Here is a 20,274-nt window from a genome sequence, read left to right as displayed (position 1 = left end):
GGACATGACCATGGCTTGTCGGATCGCGGCCGCACTGCTGCCGCTCGGGATGACGTGCGCGGCGGGGGCGCAGGACCTCGGGACGGCGTCGTCGGCGCCGGTGGCACCCGAGGCCACGACGGTGGTGGAGGACGGCCCGTTCTTCCTCTTCGCCGACACCCAGATCAGCTACCGCTACCAGTTCCCCACCGTCTCGCCGGGCGTCCAGATCCAGCGCCCCGACGGCAGCTTCGTCTCCCGCGAGGCGCCCAAGCAGATCCTGAACATCTCCCACGCCGATGCCTGGGCCTATGGGACGAACTTCTTCTCCCTCGACATCCTCAAGTCCGGATCCCAGTTCCCGGCCGGCACCACCAACGCGCCTGGCTCCGTCGCCGCCCCGTTCTTCGCCGATTACGGCAACACCGAAGCCTACGGGCTGTACCGCGGCACGCTGAGCCTCAACGCGCTCACGGGCACGAAGGCCTTCACCGTTCCCGGCCTCGTCAAGGAGGTGTCCCTCGCCTTCGGCTTCGACGCCAACGCCCAGAACGACGCCTTCGGCTCGAAGAAGCGCGACATCGTCGGCGGCCTGAACTTCGCCTTCGACGTGCCGGCGGGCTTTCTCAACCTCTCCGTGCAAGCCTACAAGGAATGGAACCGGAACGGGTTCAATCTCCAGCCGGACCGCGACCAGAGCTTCGACACAGTTCCGGAATTCGAACTGGTCTACAGCTTTCCCCTGACCTTCACGGGGCTGCCGCTCAGCCTCGTCGGCTTCAACAACATCGTGCTGCCGAAGGGGCGCGGCGTCCGCAACCCGGCCGCCTTCGCCTTCAACCCGCCCCGCGGGCTCGAAGTCCTGTCGCGCACCAATCTCGTACTCGACCTCGGCAAGCTCGTCTACGATCGGCCCAACCGGGTCGATGTCTTCGTCGGCTTCCAGTACTGGCACAACAAGTTCGGGAACGTCGAGACCGCGACCTTCAAGGGCACCGAGGAGAAGAGCTTCCTCGCCGGGGTCGCCTTCCACGTGTTCTGAGGGACGGCGCGGTCGGGCCCCTTGCCGAGCCGCCGCAGCCCTCGCGGCCGGGAGACGACCGGCGCAGTGTCCGAACGCGCCCGGGAAATTTCGTTGACAGCTTCCGGATGCGTCTGAAGATCTCGACGCATGATGTCCCTCGAGAGCATCCGCATCTTCTTACGCTCGGCGGAGACGGGGAGCTTCTCGGCGGCCGGCCGCTCGCTCCGGTTGTCACCGTCGGTGGTGAGTTACCGGATCCAGACCCTGGAGGAGCATCTCGGCTGCCTGCTGCTGACCCGCACGACGCGGCGCATGAGCCTCACGGAGGCCGGCCGGATCTTCTACGACCGCTGCCTCGACATCACCGCGGCGGTGGAGCAGGCGGAGAAGAGCGTCGAGACCGCGGGCGCGGTGCCCCGCGGGGTGCTGAAGGTGACGGCGCCGCTCGGTCTGGGCCGCCGGGTCGTCGCGCCGCTCGTGCCGCGCTTCCGCGCCCGACACGGCGAGACCGATCTCCGCCTGCGCCTGTCGGAGCACCTCCTCGACCTCGTCCAGGAGGCGGTCGACGTCGCGATCCGCCTGTCGCAGATGCGCGACTCCACCTTCACCCTGCGCAAGGTCGCGGAGATCGACCGGGTGCTGTGCGCGGCGCCGGCCTACCTGGCCGAGCACCCCGCGCCCGCCGAGCCGGCGGACCTGCTGCAGCACGAGTGCCTGCTGCTGCGCTATCCCGGCTCCGAGCAGTTCCGCTGGACCCTGGTGGACGGGCAGGAGACCGTGACCCTGCCGGTCGCGGGGCATATCGATGCCGACGACGGCGACACGCTCACCGCCTGGGCGCTCGCGGGCGAGGGCATCGTCCTGAAGCCGCTGTTCGAGGTCGCGGCGCACCTCGCCGAGGGCCGGCTCGTGCAGGTCCTGGAGCACACCCCGCCGACCAGCGTGACGCTCGGCCTGCTCTACCCGTCCCGCAAGATGCTGTCGGCCCGGACCAAGACCTTCGTCGACATGACGCACGAGGCGCTGCGCCAGCACGTGAGCGAGCAGCTCGCCCTGGTTGGCGCCCGGGCGGTCTGACGCGGGCGCGTCAGTCCGCGACGAGGGCCTCCAGGCGCAGGGCGGCGATCCGTCCGACCTGCCGCAGGGCCTCGGCCCGCTCGGCCTCCGGCGGGTTGCCGAGCCGCTGCTCCAGCCGGGCGAGGATCGCGTCGCGGTCGAGGCCCCGGACCGCGATGATGAACGGGAAGCCGAAGCGCTCGGCGTAGGCCCGGTTGAGGTCCTGCAGTCGCGCCACCTCCGGGGAGGGGCCGCTCAGCAGGCCGCTTCCGGCCTGCTCGCGGCTGGAATGCGCGGTGAGCTCGCCGCGCTGGGCGGCCCGCCCGGCGAGCTCGGGATGGGCCCGCAGGAGGGCGAGCTGACGGACCCGGTCGGCGCCGGCCACCGCCGCCTCCATCGCCGCGTGCAGGTCCGCGCGCGCCGCGAAGGGCCCGCGGTCGAAGGCCGCCTCGGGGACCCAGGGGGAATGCTCGTAGACCTCGGCGAGGAGGTCCACGAAGGCGTCGCGCGCGAGCGCGTTGAGCGCGGCGACGGTGATCACGGGATCGTCCTCTCCGGGGTCGGTCCCGCCGCCGGGGCGCCGGGAGGATGGTGGGCCGCCCAGTGCCGGGCGATGTCGATCCGCCGGGTCACCCAGACGTCGGGCCGGGCCAGGACGTGGTCGAGGAACCGGGCGAGGGCCGGCAGGCGGGCGGGGCGCCCGACGAGGCGGCAATGCAGCCCGATCGACAGCATCTTCGGGGCGCTCGCCCCCTCCTCGTAGAGGCAGTCGAAGGCGTCGCGCAGGTGCGCGAAGAACTGGTCGCCCGACGGGAAGCCGCCGGGGACCGAGAAGCGCATGTCGTTGGTGTCGAGGGTGTAGGGCACCACGAGGTGGTCCCGGCCGGCGACCTGCACCCAGTAGGGCAGGTCGTCGGCGTAGCTGTCGGAATCGTAGAGGAAGCCGCCGTGCTCGACCACGAGCCGCCGGGTGTTCGGGCTGTCGCGGCCGGTATACCAGCCCAGCAGCGTCTCCCCGGTCAGGCGCTGGATCGTCTCGACCGCGCGGGCGAGGTGCTCCCGCTCGAGCGCCTCCGGGACGTCCTGGTAGGGCAGCCAGCGCCAGCCGTGGCCGGCGATCTCGTGGCCGTCGCGGAGAAAGGCCTCCACGGCGGCCGGGTTGCGGGCGAGCGCCTGCGCGACGCCGAAGACCGTGAGGGGCGCACCGCGCTCGCGGAACAGGCGCAGGATCCGCCAGACGCCCGCGCGCGCCCCGTACTCGTAGAGGCTCTCCATGCTCATGTGCCGGGCGGGGAACGGCGTGGCCCCGGCGATCTCGGAGAGGAAGATCTCGGCGTGGGGGTCGCCGTCGAGGACGGAGCGCTCGCCGCCCTCCTCGTAGTTCAGCACGAACTGGACGGCGACGCGGGCGCCGCCGGGCCAGCGGGCGTCGGGCGGCGTCTCGCCGTAGCCGACGAAGTCGCGCGGGGGGCCGTCGGTATGCGGTGCGGTCACGGGCGGGATCCTGCGTGGGGCCGGAGGCGGGGCCTGACGGTTATCGCGCGGTCAGCCAGCGGGCGAGCGCCGCCCGCTCCTCGGGCTGCATGTCGGTGATGTTGTTGGGCGGCATCGCGTGGGTCAGGACGGCCTGCAGGCGGATGGCCGGCGCGAAGCGCGCGACGTGCTCGGGGCTGTCGAGGAGCACGCCCTTGGGCGGGCCCGTCATGCCCGGCCACAGGGGCTCGGCGGCGTGGCACATGGCGCAGCGCGTCCCGACCACGGCCATCACGGCGTCGTCGACCGCGGGGCCCTCGAGGGCGCCTGTCCCGGCCGCCGCGAGGCTGATCGCCGGGGCCGAGGCCGGCTCGGCGGCGGCCGACAGGCCGATCCGCTCGCGGGCGCCCGGCGAGGAGGCGACGCTGATCGCCACCGCCGCCGCCACGCAGGCCGTCGCGACGCCCCAGGTCCACCAGCGGTCGCCCCCGCCGGCGTTGCGCACGTTGAAGTAGTGCCGGACCACGCCGCCCGCGATCACCACGAGGCCGACGATGCTCCAGCTGTAGGGTGAGGACCACGCCATCGGGTAATGGCCGGACAGCATGAAGAACAGCACCGGCAGCGTCAGGTAGTTGTTGTGGGACGAGCGATTCTTCGCCTGCTTGCCCCAGGCGGGGTTCGGGACCCGGCCCGCGACCAGCTCGGCGATCGCCCTGCGCTGGTTGGGCATGATGACGAAGAAGACGTTGCCGGTCATCCAGGTCGCGATCACCGCGCCCGTGTGCAGCATCGCGGCCCGGCCGGAGAAGACCTGCTGGAAGCCGTACGCGAAGGCGACCACGGTGAGGAACACGGCGGCCGCGAGCAGCGGCGGCCGGTTGGCCAGGGGCGAGCGGTTGAGCCCGTCGTAGATCAGCCAGCCGAGGGCGAGGGCGCCGAGGCCGATGGCCGCCCCGGTCATCGGCGTGATCACGCGGACCGCCGGATCGATCAGGTAGAGGTCGGCCTGACCGTAATAGACCCAGCACAGCAGCGAGAAGCCCGACAGCCAGGTCGCGTAGGATTGCCACTTGTGCCAGATCAGGTGCTCCGGCACGCGGTCGGGCGCGACGAGATACTTGCGCACCTGGTAGAAGCCGCCGCCGTGCACCTCCCAGGCCTCGCCGCCCTTGCCGGTCGGGATTGCCGGAATGGCGCGCAAGCTGGCGTCGAGATGCATGAAGTAGAACGACGCGCCGATCCAGGCGATCGCCGCGACGACGTGGGTCCATCGAATGAGGAACCCGCCCCATTCGTGCAGGATCGGATACATGGGACGGATCCTCCGCGATCTGTCACAGGGCCGGGTTCGGCCTCGATCGCGGCTCGTGGTTCGGCCCGAGCCGCTGCCCCGGGTGTGCCCGGAACCGGGGCCGGCAGCGACCCGACCCGGCGCCAAGGACCTTCAAAATCGTTCGGAAAATGCCGGGCGCTTTCCGGGTTGTCCGAGCCCCCGCCGCGTGCTCCTCTCGCCCGTCTCCTTCGGCCCGACGGACCTCCGCCCGCAGCGGGCGGCGGGCGCGGGCCTCTCCGTCCGGGAGGACGCCGATGGGCCATCTTTCGACACACGTCCTCGACACGGCCGCGGGCAAGCCGGCGGCCGGGGTCACCGTCGAGCTCCGGCGCCTCGCCGAGGACGGCACCGGGGAGATCCTCGCGTCGGCCACGACCAACGGCGACGGGCGGACCGACGCGCCCCTCCTCGCCGGCGAGGCCCTGACGCCCGGGACCTACGAACTCGTCTTCGCCGTCGGCCCCTATTTCGCCGGGACGGGCGCCGGCGCCGAGCGACCCTTCCTCGACCGCGTGCCGGTGCGCTTCTGGGTCTCGGACCCCGACGCCAAGTACCACGTGCCGCTGCTCATCACCCCGTGGAGCTACGCGACCTATCGCGGGAGCTGACACGGGGATGGGCCGGCATCGGCCCGGGCGGAGCGGGTCGGAGCGCCGGAACTCAGCTTTCCAGCCGCGCTCCGGCCGCTCGACCGGTCGCCTCCCTGGGCGAGTGGCCGAACAGCGCCTTGTAGGCCCGGCTGAACGCCGCCTCCGACTCGTATCCGACGCGCAGCCCGATCTCGCCGACGCGCCCGTCGCCCGCGGCGAGCATGTCCCGCGCGAGGTTCAGCCGCCACTCGTTCTGGTAGCGCAGGGGTGAGCGACCGACGAGCGCGTTGAACCGCTCGCAGAAGCTCGAGCGCGACATGCCGGCGACGTCCGACAGGGTCTCCACGCTCCAGCGCTGCAGGGGCCTCTCGTGCATGACCTTGAGGGCGCGGGCGATCCGGGGATCGGCCAGGCCGGCGAGCCACCCCGATGTCCGGCCGAGATGAACCCAGGTCCGCAGCGTGCGTATGACCGCGAGGTCGATGATGCGGGAGATCATCAAGGCCGCGCCGGGTTCGGCGTCGGTCGTCTCGACGAGCAGGAAATGCACGAGGCCGTCGAGCCACCCGGCGCCTTCCTCGCGCCGGATGCAGATGTGCTGCGGCAGGAGCGCGATCATGCTGCGGAGACTGTAGGGATCGAACCAGAATCGGCAGACGACGACCTCCGCGCCCTCGGAGGCGATCAATCGCCCGGTTCCGAGGCCGTGGGGCAGGAACAGCAGGTCGCCGGCGCCGACTGTAAGAGCCGCCGCACCGCCTTCAAGGCGCAGGGCGCCCGCGACCACCACGAGGACGTGACCTGCGCCGACATCCAGATCCAGGCGCTCGCCCGGCGCGACCGGCCGGGATTCGACGCGGTCGCCGGTCAGGCGGATCTGGGCGAGCACGTGTGAGAGCAGGTCGCCGGAGGCCGCGCTGCGCGGACCGCCATCCGGAAGATCGGTCAAGTTTTCCAGCGTTTCCGACATGGTCGGCCTCGGCCCCCGATCCTACACGTGGATCCATCGCAGCGCGTATTCGCTCGGCGTATCCGGATCAACAAAGCTATAAATCGGCACCTGTCGTGTCCATCTGGGATGTTCACGAATAGATCCGGCCCGCCGCTCCGCGCTCATGACACGAAGGAGCCGACGATGAGAGCCGTCCCGCAGCACGATCGCGATCCTGCGTTGCCCTGGCTGAGCGCCTATTACTTCGTGCGTGCCGGGGTCGCCGCCGGCTGGGTGGCAGCCGCCCTCGCGTTCGGCAGAGGCATGCCGGCCGTCGCCGCGACGCTTCTGGTCGCGTATCCCGCTTGGGACGCGCTCGCCAACCTGGTCGACGCGCGGCGCAACGGCGGCCTCGCGGACAATCCCAGTCAGGCCCTCAACGCGGCGATCAGCTCGGTGACCGCGCTCGCGGTCGCCGTCGCACTCGGATGGGGGCCGAACGCGGTGCTCGCGGTGTTCGGCGCCTGGGCCATCCTCTCGGGACTGTTCCAGCTTCTGACCGGCGCGCGGCGCTGGAGGGCCGGCGCACAGTGGGCCATGGTCCTGAGCGGCGCCCAATCTGCGCTCGCCGGAGGCTTCTTCATCAAGCAGGCCGCCGGCGCCGCGGTCCCCGGGATCGTGGATGTCGCGCCCTACGCGGCGTTCGGCGCCTTCTATTTCCTCGTCTCTGCGGCCTGGCTGAGGGTGGCGATCATGCGGGACGCATCGCGGACGCGCGCCGCCTAGGCGGCGCGCGTCCGCGCGGGCCGGGCCTCGATCAACGACCCGGATCTCCCGGACACCGCGCCGAGGGGGCGACGTCGGACTGCAATCGCCCCCGAGAGAGCCTCCGCACATCTGCACCGTCGTCTCGTCCGGCCCTTCCCGGACCAGCAGAGGCCATGTTCCATGCGCGAGCGATCGAGCGCGAAGTCGCGAAAGAGTCCGTTCGAGGCCTACCTGCACGTCCTGCACGCGCTGATCCTGCGCGACATGCGCACCCGCTTCGGCGCGTCGATGTGGGGCTACGGGGTCGTCGTCCTCTGGCCGTGCGTGCACGTCTTCGTGCTGATCACGATCTACACGGTTCAGAAACTGGCCGCGCCGCTCGGCGACGACAGGGCGCTGTTCTTCGCGACGGGCGCCGTTCCCGTCCTCGTCTTCCAGTACATCTCGCGCGAGGTCATGAAGTCGGTGATCACCAATCGGCCCCTGACCTACTACCCGCAGGTGAGGCTGTTCGATCTGGTGTTCTCCCGCGTGCTCGTGGAGATCGTGACCGGCTTCCTGGCGTTGCTGGTCGTGAGCGCCGTGCTGGTCGCGCTCGGCACGGACCCGGTGCCGGCGGACCCGCTGACGGCGGTGGGCGGCTATCTCGCCGCCATCACGCTCGGGATCGGGATCGGCACGATCAACGTCGCGATCATCGGCTTCTTCCCCGGATGGCTGATCGGTTACGCCCTGTTCAGCATCGTCCTGTACGTCTCCAGCGGCGTTCTCTTCCTGCCGAGCTATCTGCCGGAGAGGCTCTATTACTGGGCCAAGTTCAACCCGGCCCTGCAGCTGGCCGAATGGATGCGGTCGGCCTATTACCCGGCCGCCGGACTTCAGGTCGACCACCTCTACGTCATCATGTTCGGCCTGACAGCGGCGAGTGTCGGCCTGTGCCTGGTCGTGCGCGGCGGCGGCCGGCTGCAGGGCTGAGCGGGGACGGGACGCCCGAGCCCGAGGGCGCCGTGCCGCGGTCGGCCGCGGCCGCCCGGGCATCGAAAGAGGCCGCCCCGCGTCGCCCGGAGCGTCGACGGACTCGCTTTTGCTAGGCGCTCCCGCGGACGGATCCGGACGGGGGAGGAGCGGCCGACATGCGCGTCATTCATCGCATCCTGGGCAGCCGGCAGGACGCCGCGATGGCGCATCGCCTGCACCATCTCGCGCATCACGGCGCGGTGGACGTGCTCGTCGTGTCGAGCACCGACGTCGCCCGGCGGCGGATCCGCGCGACCACCCAGTCCGGCGAGGAGATCGCCCTGGCCCTGCCGCGGGACGAGCCGCTCTTCGACGGGGCCGTGCTGGCGCTGGACGCGGACCGCGCCCTCGTCGCACGGGTCGGCGCCGAGCGCTGGCTTCGCCTCGTCCCGGCAAGCCAGGCCGCCGCCCTCGAACTCGGCTACCACGCCGGCAACCTCCACTGGCGGGTGCGCTTCGCCGAGGGAGCCCTCCTGGTGGCCCTGGACGGGCCGGCCGACGACTACCTCGTCCGCCTCGGCGCCCTCGTCACCGACGGACAGGTGACCCACACCATCCTCGACGAGGCGGCGCCGTGCTGAGCCGGCTCCTGTCCCTCCAGCAGGCCGACGCCGCGTTCCCGAGCGGGAGCTTCGCCTTCTCCAACGGGATCGAGGGCCTCATCGCGGGCGACCCGGCCTTCGACACGGAGAGCCTGACGCGGACGCTCACGGCCCTCGTGCGCTTCCGCTGGGCGGAGAGCGACCGCGTCGGCCTGATCCTCGCCCATCGCGCCGGCCCCGATCCGGTCCGGCTCGGCCGCGTCGACGCCGCCGTGGAGGCGGCCACGCTCGTCGAGGCGATGCGCACCGGGAGCCGGCGCAACGGCGCCTCCCTGCTGACCACGCACGCGCGGCTCGCGACACCCGGTGCCGCGGAGATCCGCGCCGCCATCCGGTCCGGGCTCATGCTCGGGCACCTCGCCACCGTGCAGGGCGCCCTGTGGCGCGCCCTGGGCCTGTCGGAACCCGAGGCGGCGGCCATCGCCGGCTATCAGCTCGTCTCCGGCCTGGTCTCGGCCGCGGTCCGGCTCGGGCAGGTCGGCGCCATCCAGGGTCAGCAGGCCGTGCAGGCGGTGCTGCCGCTCGTTGCGGAGATCGCCGAGCGGCCGGTGCCGGACGACCCCGACGGCGCCATCGTCCTCACGGGCTTCACGCCGCTGATCGAGGTCGCCGCGATGCGGCACGCGCGCGCCGACCTGCGCCTGTTCGCCAACTAGGGAGCGCGCGATGCTGCTCACGCCCACCGAGCTCGAACGTCTCACGATCTTCACCGCGGCCGAGCTCGCGCGCAAGCGCCGCGCCCGCGGCCTCAAGCTCAATTACCCGGAGGCGGTGGCGCTCATCACCGACGAGATCCTGGAGGGCGCGCGCGACGGGCGCAGCGTCGCCGACCTGATCGGCTGGGGCTCCACGATCCTGTCGATCGAGGACGTGATGCCGGGCATCGCCGCCATGCTGCCGATCCTGCAGGTCGAGGGCGTCTTCCCGGACGGGACCAAGCTCGTCACGGTCCACGAGCCGATCCGCGCCCGGGAAGGTGCTCCCGCCGACACCCTCGAGCCCGGCGCGATCCTGCCGGCCGACGGCGCGATCGAGCTCGCCGCGGGCCGCCCGCGGGTCACCCTCGACGTCGTCAACACCGGCGACCGCCCGGTCCAGATCGGCTCGCACTACCACTTCTTCGAGGTGAACCGCGCGCTCGACTTCGACCGGGCGGCGGCCCTGGGACACCGCCTCGACATCCCGGCCGGGACGGCGATCCGCTTCGAGCCGGGCCAGCGCAAGACCGTGACGCTGGTCGGCTTCGGCGGCGCCCGGGAGCTGACCGGGCTCAACGACCTGACGCAGGGGACCCTGCCCGACGACGCGGCGCGGGCGGCGGCCCTCGCCCGCGCCAAGGCCCGCGGCTTCAAGGGCGCCTGAGGAGAGTGCCATGGTGACGATCCCGCGCCGCGACTACGCCGCCCTCTACGGGCCGACCACCGGGGACGGGGTGCGGCTCGCCGACACCTCCCTGGTGGCGGTCGTCGAGCACGATCACGCCGTCTACGGGGACGAGTGCCTGCACGGAGGCGGCAAGACCCTGCGCGACGGGATCGGGATGGCGCCCGGGGTGACCGCCGCGCAGGGGGCGCTCGACTTCCTCCTGTGCAACGTCGTGGTGATCGACCCCGTCCTCGGCATCCAGAAGGGCGATCTCGGCATCAAGGACGGGCGGATCGTGGCGCTCGGCAAGGCCGGCAACCCGGCGATCATGGACGGCGTCGACCCGCGCCTGATCGTGTCGGCCGGGACGACGGTGCGGGACTGCGAGGGCCTGATCGCGACGCCCGGGGCCATCGACGTGCACGTGCATTTCGATTCCGCCGGCCTGCCGGACCACGCGATCGCCTCGGGCGTCACGACCCTGCTCGGCGGCTCGCTCGGGCCGATCACGGTCGGCATCGATTCCGGCGGCCCGTTCAACACCGGCCGCATGCTCCAGGCCGCCGAGGCCTGGCCGGTCAATTTCGGCTTCCTCGGGCGCGGCAACACCCACCGGCCGGCCGCCCTGAAGGAGCAACTCGAGACCGGCGTGCTCGGCCTCAAGATCCACGAGGACTGGGGCGCGATGCCGGCCGCGATCGACGCCTGCCTGGGCTTCGCCGACGCCTACGACTTCCAGGTCCAGCTCCACACCGACACGCTGAACGAGTCGGGGTTCGTGGAGGACACGCTGGCGGCGATCGGCGGCCGCACCATCCACATGTACCACACGGAGGGGGCCGGGGGCGGCCACGCGCCGGACATCATCCGGGTCGCCGGGCTGCCGCACTGCCTGCCGTCGTCGACGAACCCGACCAACCCCTACACGGTCAACACCTTCGACGAGCACCTCGACATGACGATGGTGTGCCACCACCTCAACCCGGCCCTTCCGGAGGACGTGGCCTTCGCGGAGAGCCGCATCCGCGCCCAGACCATCGCGGCCGAGGACGTGCTCCACGACATCGGGGCGATCGCGATGCTCGGCTCCGACAGCCAGGGCATGGGCCGGATCCACGAGGTCATCTGCCGGACGTGGCAGCTCGCCTCGAAGATGAAGGACCAGCGCGGCCCGCTCCCCGAGGAGAGACCGGGCTTCGGCGACAATGCCCGGATCAAGCGCTACATCGCCAAGTACACGATCAACGCCGCGCGCACCTTCGGCATCCAGGACCATATCGGCTCGCTGGAACCCGGCAAGATGGCCGACATCGTCATCTGGCGGCCGGCCTTCTTCGGGATCAAGCCGGAGCTCGTGATCAAGGGCGGCTTCATCGCCTGGGGCGCGATGGGCGATTCCGCCGCCTCGCTCATGACCTGCGAGCCGATGCTGATGCGCCCGCAATGGGGCGCCTTCGGGCGCGCCAAGCAGGCGCTCTCGGCCTGCTTCGTCCATCCCCTGGCGATCGAGGCCGATCTCGGCGGCCGGCTCGGCCTCCGCAAGGCGCTCCTGCCGGCCCGCGGGACCCGCACCCTCACGAAGGCCGACATGCTCTGGAACGACGCCTGCCCGGAGATCCGCGTCGACCCGCAGACCTTCGACGTCTTCGTCGACGGCGTGCTCGCCACCTGCGAGCCGGCCCGGACCCTGCCGCTCGCCCAGCGCTACATGCTGCGCTGAGCGCCGCCGAACCCCGACACCCCTCTCACGGCCCAGCTCCCCATGACCGACGTGACTCCCGCGAACGCCGCCCGGATCGGGATCGGCGGCCCGGTCGGATCCGGCAAGACCGCGCTGATCGAGCGGCTGATTCCCGTGCTGCAGGCGCGGGGCGTCGATCTCGCGGTGATCACGAACGATCTCGTCACCAAGGAGGATGCCGAGCGGCTGCGCCGCTCCGGGCTGATCGATCCGAGCCGCGTCGAGGCGGTGGAGGCCGGGGCGTGCCCGCACACGGTGATCCGGGAGGATCCGACCCTCAACATCGCCGCGGGCGACGCGCTGGAGGCGCGCTTCCCGGGGCTGCAGCTGCTCGTCTTCGAATCCGGCGGCGACAATCTCGCCTCGACCTTCTCCCTCGACCTCGTGGACTGGTGGATCTTCGTGATCGACGTGGCCGGCGGCGACGACATCCCGCGCAAGCGCGGTCCGGGCGTGCTGCGCTGCGACCTCCTCGTGATCAACAAGATCGACCTCGCGCCGCATGTCGGCGTCGACCTCGAGGGGATGCTGGCGGAGGCCGCGCGGGTCCGGGGCGGCAAGCCGGTGATCGCCACGAACGCGCGCGCGGGCCTCGGCATCGACCGGGTGGCGGATGCCATCGGCCGCGCCGTGCTGTTCACGCCCTAGCCGTGCCCGACGACATCCAGACCGGCCGCCGCGCGACGGCCCGCCTCGGCTTCGTGCGCGGCGGCGGCACCAGCGTGCTCGCCGACCAGCACGTGCCGTACCCGTTCCACATCACCAAGCCGTTCCGCCTGTATCCGCAGCGGCCGGAGCTGATCACCCTGTACCTGCAATCGGCCTCCGGCGGCCTCTACCGCGGCGACCGTCTCGGCCTCGACATCGCGATGGGTCCGGGCTCGGCGGCGCACGTCACCACCCAGGCCGCCACGGTCGTCCATCGCAGCGCCGATCGGCCGGCCCGCCAGGACACGCGGATCCGCGTCGCCGCGGACGCCTTCCTGCACTGCGTGCCCGATCCCCTGATCCTGTTCCCGGGCGCCGCCCTCTCGGCCACGACCCAGATCACGCTCGAGCCCGGCGCCCGGGCCGTCGTGTCCGAGAGCATCGCCTGCCACGACCCGGAGGGCCGCGGCAGGCCGTTCGACCGGGTCGAACTCGGCCTCGGCATCGAGACGGCGGCGGGGGCAGTCCTGGTCCGCGAGCGGGCCCGCATCGCCGGCGCGGAGTTCGACGCTCCGGACTCGCCGCTCGGCCCGTGGCGGGCCTACGGCGCCATGGTCATCCTCGGTCCGGCCCCGTGCCTGCCCGACCCCGGGGACGTCCAGGCCGCGGCCGACCGCACCGGCTGCCGGGCCGGGCTCAGCCCGCTGCCGAACGCGGCCGGCCTCGGCCTCCGGCTCCTCGCGCCCGACGGCGGGACCCTCGCGGCGGGCCTGGAGGCGGCCGCCGGCCGCGCCTTCGCGGCGCTGACCGGCCTCGCGCCGGCGCGCCGCCGCAAATAGACCCCGACGCCCGGCACGCCGCCGCCGATATGGGCAGGCTGCCGATGTTTTCATCTTGAGGAAAGATATTTTCTTTGGAAGAAATATGCGTGCGGAGACGATCCCCTGCGTGACGGCTGATCCGCTGCGGATGGGGCGGCTCAACCCTCTCGGACGATCGGAAGGATCAGCCCGCCATGGTGACAGACGATCCCGCGCACTTCACCCTCCGCCGGCGCCTGCTGCTCGGCCTGGCGGCGGCGCCGCTGGCGGCCTCGCTGCCGCGCGTCGCGGCGGCCGCCGATGCCGGCGGGCTGGCGGTGACCGACCGCGAGGTGACGGTCGGCATCCTGCACTCGATCACCGGCACCATGGCGATCTCCGAGACCGGGCCGAGCCAGGGCGAGAAGCTGGCGATCCAGCAGATCAACGACGCCGGCGGCGTGCTCGGCCGCAAGATCAAGATCATCCAGGAGGACGGCGCCTCCGACTGGCCGACCTTCGCCGAGAAGGCCAAGAAGCTCCTCGTCAACGACCACTGCGCCGCCGTGTTCGGCTGCTTCACCTCGGCGTCGCGCAAGGCTGTGCTGCCGGTCTTCGAGCAGTACGGCGGCCTGCTCTACTACCCGACCTTCTACGAGGGCCTGGAGCAGTCGAAGAACGTCTTCTACACGGGCCAGGAGGCCACCCAGCAGATCCTCGCCGGCCTCGACTGGGTCCACAAGGAGAAGGGCGGCGACAGCTTCTACTTCATCGGTTCCGACTACATCTGGCCGCGCACCTCCAACAAGATCGCCCGCAGGCACATCGAGACCGTGCTCAAGGGCAAGGTCGTCGGCGAGGAGTACTTCCCCCTCGGCCACACGCAGTTCAACTCGGTGATCAACAAGATCAAGCTGACCAAGCCGAAGGTGATCTTCGCGACGATCGTCGGCGGCTCGAACGTGGCGTTCTACAAGCAGCTCAAGGCGGCCGGCATCGACCTGTCGAAGCAGGTGCTGATGACGCTGTCGGTCACCGAGGACGAGGTCGACGGCATCGGCGGCGAGAACATAGCCGGGGCCTACTCGTGCATGAAGTACTTCGAGTCGATCCAGAACGAGAACAACAAGGCGTTCGTGGCCGCCTTCAAGAAGATGTGGGGCGAGAAGACGGTCATCGGCGACGTGACGCAGGCGGCCTATCTCGGCCCGTTCCTGTGGAAGATGGCCTGCGAGAAGGCCGGCTCGTTCGACGTCGACAAGGTGGTGGCGGCCTCGCCGGGGCTGGAGTTCAAGGGCGCGCCCGAAGGCTACGTGAAGATCGACGAGAACCATCACCTCTGGTCGAAGACCCGGGTGGGCCGGGCCAAGCCCGACGGCCAGTTCGAGATCGTCTATACCAGCCCCGAGCTGATCAAACCCGACCCGTTCCCGAAGGGCTACCAGTGAGGCGCGCGGCCGGGTGATCCGGCGGGCGCGGGGAGACCGGGCCGAACAGCATCCCCGCAGGACATCGTCCCCGCGCGGGCGACGCGGCTCAGCCCTCGCGCGCGTCCGACGACGGCGGAGCCGCGCCGCCGCGATGGGCGATGAGGTCGATCTCGACCAGGGCGTCATAGGCGAGCCCCGTCGTGCCCACGCAGGTCCGGGCCGGCAGCCGGTCGGGCGGGAAGAAGGACTTGTAGGTGTCGTTGAAGGCGGCGTAGTCGCGCTTGAACTCCGTCAGGAAGGCGCGCGCCACGACGACGTTCTCGAGGCCCAGACCGAGGCCGGCCAGGACTGTACCGAGATTGGCCATCACGTTGCGGGTCTGCGCCTCTATCCCGTCGGGCAGGACGCCGGGCCTGTCCGGGGTGTCGGGCATCTGGCCGGTGACGAAGACGAAACCGTCGACCTCGACCGCGTGGCTGAACGGGGCGACCGGCTGCGGCCCTCCGGAGACCATGTGAAACAGCATGGCCGACGAGGCTGAGTGGGGTTGCGGCACCGCGATCTCCCTTTACGACGGGCTCGACCGGCCCGATCTTCGTGCTCCAGGGCCGCGACCGTAAGGTCACGAGCGGGCCGGGGATAGTGTCGGCCCGGCGGCCGGATCCGAGCCGCCCCCGGCGGATCCCGATCACCCCGAAGCCGATCGTGCCGATCGCCGCTCGGGCCGGAGGAGGCCGGCCGCACGCGAACTGCGTGCGACGGCACGAACCATTCCTGAGCGGTGGACAGGCTCAGAAGACCCGCCGGATCTCCTCCGCGATCGCGTCACCGTCGGTTTCGAGGGCGAAATGCCCGGTGTCGAGGAAGGTGACGCGCGCCTCCGGGATGTCGCGCCGGAACGCCTCGGCTCCGGGCGGGACGAAGAACGGGTCGTTGCGGCCCCAGACGGCGAGCAGTTTCGGACGGCGCGCGCGGAAGAAGGCCTGGATCAGCGGGTAACGCTCGAGATTGCGCTTGTAGTCGAGCTTCAGCGTCACCTGCCGGTCGGCATTGCCCGGCCGCGCCAGGATGGCGGCGTCGAGCGTGTACGCCTCGGGCTCGATGCGGGACGGGTCGGCCACTCCGTGGACATAGGCGGCCTTGACGCCGTCGAGGGTCATGCGGGCGCGGATCGCCTCGACGGCGGTCTCGTCCGGCGCCGCCCAGTACGCCCGCAGCGGCGCCCAGGCCGCCTCGCCGAGCCCGTCGAGATAGGCATTGCCGTTCTGGGAGACGATACCGGCGACGCGGTCGGGACGGGCGAGCGCCAGATCCCACGCGACCGGCGCCCCGTAATCGAACGCGTAGAGGATGTAGCGGTCGAGGCCGAGCGCGTCGACGAACGCTCCCATCGTGCGCGACAGCGACGCGAAGTCGTAGACGTAGGCGCGATCCTCCGGCACCTGCGTGAACCCGAAGGAGGGCAGGTCGGGCGCGATCAGGCGGAAGCGATCGGCCAGCTTCGGCATGAGGTGCCGGAAGTAGAAGGACGAATTGGCGAAGCCGTGCAGCAGCAGGAGGACCGGGGCGTCCGGGCGGCCAGCCTCCCGGTAGAAGACGTCCACGCCGTCGGCCCGGACGGTTCCGTGGCGGACCTCTCCGGCCTGCGCGGGGCGGAGCTCCGCCCGCGCGGCCCCCACCCCCACACCCGTCGCCAGCACACCGCCGGCGAGAAGATGCCGCCGCGTCGCGCGGGCGAATCCGCGCCCGGTGACCTCAGGTCCGTACTCGTGTCGCATCGTGGCGCGCCTCAGGCTGGCGGGACGGAACGCGTCGAGCTCGACGGCCGCGGGGTCGAACGGCGCGACCGCTGAGAGGGACAGCGGCACGCCTGACCGGGCGGCCCGGACGCGCGGACCCGATGGCGAGACCATCATGCAGGGACGCGGCGCGGATCAGAACAGGGTGTCGCTGCAATTCACCCTTCCGCGCCGTGAAACGGTCGACGGGCGTCGCGGCGAAGGATCCGCTCACGAAAGTCCAGCGCTCCTCTCGAGGGTGTCGCGAAGTCGAGGAACGCCCGTACCTTGAGCGGGGCGGTCCCTGCCCGACCTGGACGAGGCGGATCGGGATCGGGTCGAGTTCGAACGGTCGCAGCACCAGCGCCTGCCGCCCCGCCACGACGAGGGGAGCCGCTCAACCTCGGCATCCTCAGGAAGAAGACGGACGTGTGAGTCCAGCACGATCGCTGCTTCGAGCCACGGGACGGTTCTCGCCACGCTCCAAGGCCGGGCTTAGGATGGCCGTTCGAAGGGCGTCCTCGAAGACAGCTCAGGCCATCGACCGGAGGGTCTCGTCCGCGGCGAGCGCCCCGCAACTCGCGATGCCGTCGCCGTGGTGGCGCCCGCCATCAGGGTATCGGCGGCCTCCATGGCCGCGACGACCTTCTGCGCCTCCGCCGCGAGCAGGAACGCGGCATAGAAGGGGTTCAGCGTGACGGCTCCGGTCGGTCAGTCGCATGCGGCAAAGCCGAGGCGAGGCCCCGGTCCCTGCGGACGCTGACGCGGGTCGCCACCCACGGGGCGGGCGGCGAGGTTCAAGCCTCAGCGATGAGGTCCTTGATGCGGGTGGCGAGCGTTTCCAGCACGAACGGCTTAGTCAGGACCTGCATGCCGGGGCGCAGGTAGCCGTTCCCGAGGACCGCGTTCTCCGCGTAGCCGGTGATGAACAGCACCTTCAGGTCGGGACGCCGTTCGCGGCCGGCATCCGCCATCTGCCGTCCGTTCATGCCGCCGGGTAGCCCGACGTCGGTCACCAGCAGATCGATGCGCACGTCCGACTGCAGCACCTTGAGTCCGGCGACGCTGTCGGCCGCCTCGATGGCGGTATAGCCCAGGTCCTCCAGCACCTCGGTGACCAGCATCCGCACCGAAGGCTCGTCGTCCACGATCAGCACCGTCTCGCCCTGGCGGGCCTGCCCCACCTCGGCGAGCCTTCGCGCGACCTCGTCCTCGTCGGCCTCGCCGTAGTGCCGCGGCAGGTACAGGCAGACGGTCGTGCCCTCGCCGACCTCGGAGTAGATCCGCACCTGGCCGCCGGACTGGCGGGCGAAGCCGTAGACCATGGACAGGCCGAGGCCCGTGCCCTCGCCGGTGGGCTTGGTGGTGAAGAACGGTTCGAACACTTTGTCGACGAGGTCCGCCGACATGCCGGTACCGGTGTCGGTGACGCAGACGCTGAGGTACTGGCCGGGAGACAGGTCGTGCTGGCGGCCACCCGCCTCGTCGATCCACTTGTTCGCGGTCTCGATGGTGATGCGGCCGCCATCCGGCATCGCGTCACGCGCGTTGATGCACAGGTTGAGAAGCGCGTTCTCCAGCTGCCCCGGATCGATCAGTGCCGGCCACAGCCCCGAGAGCCCGACGACCTCGAGGTGGATCGATGGGCCGACCGTCCGCCGGACCAGCTCCTCCATGTCCTTGACCAAGCGGTTCACGTTGGTCGGCTTGGGGTCGAGAGTCTGACGCCGGGAGAAGGCGAGCAGGCGGTGGGTCAGGGCGGCGGCGCGCTTGGCCGCGCCCTGGGCGACCGTCATGTAGCGCTCGAGGTCGCCCATCCGTCCCTGGGACATGCGGGTCTGCATCAGCTCCAGCGAGCCGGAGATGCCGGCGAGCAGGTTGTTGAAGTCGTGCGCGAGGCCGCCGGTCAGTTGCCCCACCGCCTCCATCTTCTGCGACTGCCGCAAGGCCTCCTCGGTCCTGGCCAGCGCCTCGGCCTGCCGCTTGATTTCGGTCACGTCGCGCACCGACGAGTAGATGAGCCCGTCGCGCGGCACCGCGTTCCACGACAGCCAAAGGTAGCTGCCGTCCTTGCAACGGTAGCGATTCTCGAAGGTAAGCTGGGCCTCCCCGCGCGCCAGGCCGCCGGCTGCCGACACGGTCGCGGCGACGTCGTCGGGGTGGACGAAATCGAGGAACGGGCGCGCCTTCATCTCGGCGTCGGTCCACCCGAGGGTCCGGGGCCAGGCGGGGTTGAGGCTGACGAAGTAGCCGTCGAGGCTGGCCACGCAGAGCAGGTCGGACGACGCCTGCCAGATCTGGTCGCGTTCGGCGGTCCGGGCGGCGACCTGGCGGGCGAGGTCGGCCTCGGTCTGCGCCCGAACGGTCACGTCCTGCACGAAAACATGGAAGCCGTCGACGCGGCCGCCGGCGTCCCGGCGCGGGAGGTAGCGGATCTCGGCGACCCGGTGGCGCCCGTCGCGATGCGGCCAGTCCATCTCGAAGGTGACCGGCTCACCGCCGAGAGCCCGGTCGATGAAGGGTCGGCGTGCCGAGTACGCGTCCGGCCCGAGCAAGTCCCTGACATCCCGACCGACGATCTGCCCGGCCGGGACGAAGAACCAGTCGTCATAGGCCTCGTTGGCGAACCGGTAGACGTGGTCCGCGCCGATGAAGGCGATGAGCACCGGCAGGGCGTCCGCGATCAGGCGGAGTTCCCGCTCGCCGGCTTCGGCGCGCTCTTCGACCCGGCGCCGCTCGGTGATGTCCGAGAAGAAGACGGCGACCCGGTTCGCCGCGGCCTCGCCGGTCCGCAAGGCGCGCACGTCGAACCAGCGCCCGAACACCTCGGCGAAGTGCTCGAAGTGCGCGGGCTCCCCGGTCAGGGCGACGCGCCCGTAGGTGTCGAACCAGTGTCGCTCCAGGTTCGGCGCGAACTCGCTCACCCACTTGCCGGCAACGTCGGCGCCAGTCTGCCGCACGAAGGCAGGGTTGGCTTCGACGATGCGGTAGTCGACGGCGCACGCGCCCTCGAACCTGATCTCGATGATGCAGAACCCGACCTCGATGCTCTCGAACAGGGTCCGGTAGCGCGCCTCGTTCTCGCGCAGAGCGACCTCGGCGCGTGTGCGCTCCGTGACGTCGTGGCCCTCGACGAAGATGCCCGCGACCCGACCGTCCGCGCCAGCGACCGGCTGGTAGACGAAGTCGAAGTAGCGCTCCGTGGCCGGGCCGCCCGGGTCGGGTTGAAGGTCGAGCCTCGCGCCGGTCGCCCGGTGGGCTCGGCCGCTACGGAACACCTCGTCGAGCAGGTCGACGTAGCCCTGAGCGGCGGCCTCCGGCAGCGCCTCGGCGACGGTGCGGCCGGCCACGTCGCGACCGTCGACCATGCGCTGGTAGGCCGCGTTCGTCAGCGTGAAACGGTGCTCGGGCCCGCTGAGCAGGGCGACGAAGCTCGGGGCCTGCTCGAACATCTGCGCGAGGGAGGCCGAGTGCCCGCGCAGGCGCCGAACCTCGGCTTCCAGTTCCTCGCGGGACAGCGTTCCCGGGTCCGGTAGGGGTAGGTGCATGATCGCTCGACAGGTTCCGGCCGCATCGCTCGCGACGGGTCAGAAGACGCATTGGTTGTGGTGAGCGGCTCCGGCCCGGCGGGCGGGATACCGGCGAGATGTGTACCGCGCGGTCATGGAGCGTTGACCGGACCGGGGGGCGGATCGCCGATGGGCGGCGGAGGCTCGCCTCCCGGGCGCGGCGTGTC

Annotated in this window: 19 protein-coding genes; 12 read left to right on the top strand and 7 right to left on the bottom strand. The window is 71.2% G+C overall.

Annotated elements, in window-relative coordinates; genetic code table 11:
- Positions 1 to 4: 4 nt before the first annotated feature.
- Positions 5 to 1,021, top strand: coding sequence for a hypothetical protein (locus tag J3A75_RS34920; protein WP_089231010.1), 1,017 nt, complete (start codon positions 5 to 7; stop codon positions 1,019 to 1,021).
- A gap of 129 nt (positions 1,022 to 1,150) precedes the next feature.
- A complete protein-coding gene (locus J3A75_RS34915) occupies positions 1,151 to 2,080 on the top strand; it encodes a LysR family transcriptional regulator (protein WP_076729945.1) in 930 nt (309 codons plus the stop codon).
- Between the two features lie 10 nt (positions 2,081 to 2,090).
- Here J3A75_RS34915 and uraD read toward each other — a convergent pair whose 3' ends face one another.
- Genes uraD through J3A75_RS34900 form a run of 3 tightly spaced genes read right to left on the bottom strand, consistent with a single transcriptional unit; the run spans position 2,091 to position 4,847 of the window.
- A complete protein-coding gene (uraD, locus tag J3A75_RS34910; RefSeq protein ID WP_053621538.1) occupies positions 2,091 to 2,600 on the bottom strand; it encodes a 2-oxo-4-hydroxy-4-carboxy-5-ureidoimidazoline decarboxylase in 510 nt (169 codons plus the stop codon).
- Positions 2,597 to 3,553, bottom strand: a complete 957-nt coding sequence (puuE, locus tag J3A75_RS34905) for an allantoinase PuuE (protein WP_024827476.1) — start codon at positions 3,551 to 3,553, stop codon at positions 2,597 to 2,599. The genes uraD and puuE overlap by 4 nt, the downstream gene beginning before the upstream one ends.
- A gap of 40 nt (positions 3,554 to 3,593) precedes the next feature.
- A complete protein-coding gene (locus J3A75_RS34900) occupies positions 3,594 to 4,847 on the bottom strand; it encodes a urate hydroxylase PuuD (RefSeq protein ID WP_024827477.1) in 1,254 nt (417 codons plus the stop codon).
- 275 nt (positions 4,848 to 5,122) lie between these two features.
- On the opposite strand from J3A75_RS34900, the gene uraH reads away from it, so the two are divergent.
- On the top strand, positions 5,123 to 5,476 hold the full coding sequence (gene uraH, locus J3A75_RS34895) for a hydroxyisourate hydrolase (RefSeq protein WP_012329906.1): 354 nt from the start codon (positions 5,123 to 5,125) through the stop codon (positions 5,474 to 5,476).
- A gap of 52 nt (positions 5,477 to 5,528) precedes the next feature.
- On the opposite strand, the gene J3A75_RS34890 is transcribed toward uraH, so the two are convergent.
- Complete coding sequence (locus J3A75_RS34890; RefSeq protein WP_024827478.1) at positions 5,529 to 6,428, bottom strand: helix-turn-helix transcriptional regulator; 900 nt, start codon at positions 6,426 to 6,428, stop codon at positions 5,529 to 5,531.
- 165 nt (positions 6,429 to 6,593) lie between these two features.
- On the opposite strand from J3A75_RS34890, the gene J3A75_RS34885 reads away from it, so the two are divergent.
- From J3A75_RS34885 to urtA, 9 genes are all read left to right on the top strand, one after another.
- Positions 6,594 to 7,175 carry a DUF308 domain-containing protein gene (locus J3A75_RS34885; protein ID WP_209651288.1) on the top strand — a complete coding sequence of 194 codons (582 nt, stop codon included), beginning with the start codon at positions 6,594 to 6,596 and terminating at the stop codon, positions 7,173 to 7,175.
- A 162-nt stretch (positions 7,176 to 7,337) separates the two neighbouring features.
- A complete protein-coding gene (locus J3A75_RS34880) occupies positions 7,338 to 8,132 on the top strand; it encodes an ABC transporter permease (protein WP_058607734.1) in 795 nt (264 codons plus the stop codon).
- A gap of 158 nt (positions 8,133 to 8,290) precedes the next feature.
- The gene (gene ureE / locus J3A75_RS34875; protein ID WP_012329902.1) at positions 8,291 to 8,755 is read left to right on the top strand and encodes an urease accessory protein UreE; all 465 of its coding nucleotides are present in this window, start codon (positions 8,291 to 8,293) and stop codon (positions 8,753 to 8,755) included.
- Positions 8,749 to 9,432, top strand: coding sequence for an urease accessory protein UreF (locus J3A75_RS34870; protein ID WP_209651287.1), 684 nt, complete (start codon positions 8,749 to 8,751; stop codon positions 9,430 to 9,432). Before ureE ends, J3A75_RS34870 begins: the two co-directional genes overlap by 7 nt.
- Positions 9,433 to 9,442: 10 nt before the next feature.
- Positions 9,443 to 10,138: an urease subunit gamma gene (locus J3A75_RS34865; RefSeq protein ID WP_012329900.1), complete on the top strand. Its 696-nt coding sequence runs from the start codon at positions 9,443 to 9,445 to the stop codon at positions 10,136 to 10,138.
- A 10-nt stretch (positions 10,139 to 10,148) separates the two neighbouring features.
- The gene (gene ureC, locus J3A75_RS34860; protein WP_012329899.1) at positions 10,149 to 11,861 is read left to right on the top strand and encodes an urease subunit alpha; all 1,713 of its coding nucleotides are present in this window, start codon (positions 10,149 to 10,151) and stop codon (positions 11,859 to 11,861) included.
- A gap of 42 nt (positions 11,862 to 11,903) precedes the next feature.
- Positions 11,904 to 12,530 carry an urease accessory protein UreG gene (ureG, locus tag J3A75_RS34855; protein WP_012329898.1) on the top strand — a complete coding sequence of 209 codons (627 nt, stop codon included), beginning with the start codon at positions 11,904 to 11,906 and terminating at the stop codon, positions 12,528 to 12,530.
- A 2-nt stretch (positions 12,531 to 12,532) separates the two neighbouring features.
- On the top strand, positions 12,533 to 13,369 hold the full coding sequence (locus J3A75_RS34850) for an urease accessory protein UreD (RefSeq protein WP_209651286.1): 837 nt from the start codon (positions 12,533 to 12,535) through the stop codon (positions 13,367 to 13,369).
- 176 nt (positions 13,370 to 13,545) lie between these two features.
- On the top strand, positions 13,546 to 14,778 hold the full coding sequence (gene urtA / locus J3A75_RS34845; protein WP_012329896.1) for an urea ABC transporter substrate-binding protein: 1,233 nt from the start codon (positions 13,546 to 13,548) through the stop codon (positions 14,776 to 14,778).
- A gap of 88 nt (positions 14,779 to 14,866) precedes the next feature.
- Here the strand turns inward: urtA and J3A75_RS34840 are convergent, their stop codons facing one another.
- The 3 genes from J3A75_RS34840 to J3A75_RS34830 form a co-directional block, all read right to left on the bottom strand.
- Positions 14,867 to 15,286 carry a RidA family protein gene (locus tag J3A75_RS34840; RefSeq protein WP_024827482.1) on the bottom strand — a complete coding sequence of 140 codons (420 nt, stop codon included), beginning with the start codon at positions 15,284 to 15,286 and terminating at the stop codon, positions 14,867 to 14,869.
- A gap of 265 nt (positions 15,287 to 15,551) precedes the next feature.
- A complete protein-coding gene (locus J3A75_RS34835) occupies positions 15,552 to 16,538 on the bottom strand; it encodes an alpha/beta fold hydrolase (RefSeq protein ID WP_083743809.1) in 987 nt (328 codons plus the stop codon).
- Between the two features lie 797 nt (positions 16,539 to 17,335).
- Positions 17,336 to 20,086 (bottom strand): PAS domain-containing sensor histidine kinase, encoded by a 2,751-nt coding sequence (locus tag J3A75_RS34830; RefSeq protein ID WP_076729949.1) that lies wholly within the window; start codon positions 20,084 to 20,086, stop codon positions 17,336 to 17,338.
- Between the last annotated feature and the right edge of the window lie 188 nt (positions 20,087 to 20,274).

Origin of the sequence: Methylobacterium sp. PvP105 (assembly GCF_017876975.1) — a bacterium.
Classification (GTDB): domain Bacteria; phylum Pseudomonadota; class Alphaproteobacteria; order Rhizobiales; family Beijerinckiaceae; genus Methylobacterium; species Methylobacterium radiotolerans.
The sequence above is the reverse complement of the archived record's forward strand: the minus strand, read 5'-3'. Positions and strand labels throughout refer to the sequence as shown.

Bases quoted from the DNA above. Each gene is read 5' to 3' on its own strand.
- J3A75_RS34915 (WP_076729945.1), top strand. From the start codon at position 1,151: ATGATGTCCCTCGAGAGCATCCGCATCTTCTTACGCTCGGCGGAGACG.
- urtA (WP_012329896.1), top strand. From the start codon at position 13,546: ATGGTGACAGACGATCCCGCGCACTTCACCCTCCGCCGGCGCCTGCTG.
- ureC (WP_012329899.1), top strand. From the start codon at position 10,149: ATGGTGACGATCCCGCGCCGCGACTACGCCGCCCTCTACGGGCCGACC.
- J3A75_RS34880 (WP_058607734.1), top strand. From the start codon at position 7,338: ATGCGCGAGCGATCGAGCGCGAAGTCGCGAAAGAGTCCGTTCGAGGCC.
- uraH (WP_012329906.1), top strand. From the start codon at position 5,123: ATGGGCCATCTTTCGACACACGTCCTCGACACGGCCGCGGGCAAGCCG.
- J3A75_RS34920 (WP_089231010.1), top strand. From the start codon at position 5: ATGACCATGGCTTGTCGGATCGCGGCCGCACTGCTGCCGCTCGGGATG.
- ureE (WP_012329902.1), top strand. From the start codon at position 8,291: ATGCGCGTCATTCATCGCATCCTGGGCAGCCGGCAGGACGCCGCGATG.
- J3A75_RS34890 (WP_024827478.1), bottom strand. From the start codon at position 6,428: ATGTCGGAAACGCTGGAAAACTTGACCGATCTTCCGGATGGCGGTCCG.
- J3A75_RS34885 (WP_209651288.1), top strand. From the start codon at position 6,594: ATGAGAGCCGTCCCGCAGCACGATCGCGATCCTGCGTTGCCCTGGCTG.
- ureG (WP_012329898.1), top strand. From the start codon at position 11,904: ATGACCGACGTGACTCCCGCGAACGCCGCCCGGATCGGGATCGGCGGC.
- J3A75_RS34830 (WP_076729949.1), bottom strand. From the start codon at position 20,086: ATGCACCTACCCCTACCGGACCCGGGAACGCTGTCCCGCGAGGAACTG.
- J3A75_RS34835 (WP_083743809.1), bottom strand. From the start codon at position 16,538: ATGCGACACGAGTACGGACCTGAGGTCACCGGGCGCGGATTCGCCCGC.
- J3A75_RS34900 (WP_024827477.1), bottom strand. From the start codon at position 4,847: ATGTATCCGATCCTGCACGAATGGGGCGGGTTCCTCATTCGATGGACC.
- J3A75_RS34865 (WP_012329900.1), top strand. From the start codon at position 9,443: ATGCTGCTCACGCCCACCGAGCTCGAACGTCTCACGATCTTCACCGCG.
- J3A75_RS34840 (WP_024827482.1), bottom strand. From the start codon at position 15,286: ATGCTGTTTCACATGGTCTCCGGAGGGCCGCAGCCGGTCGCCCCGTTC.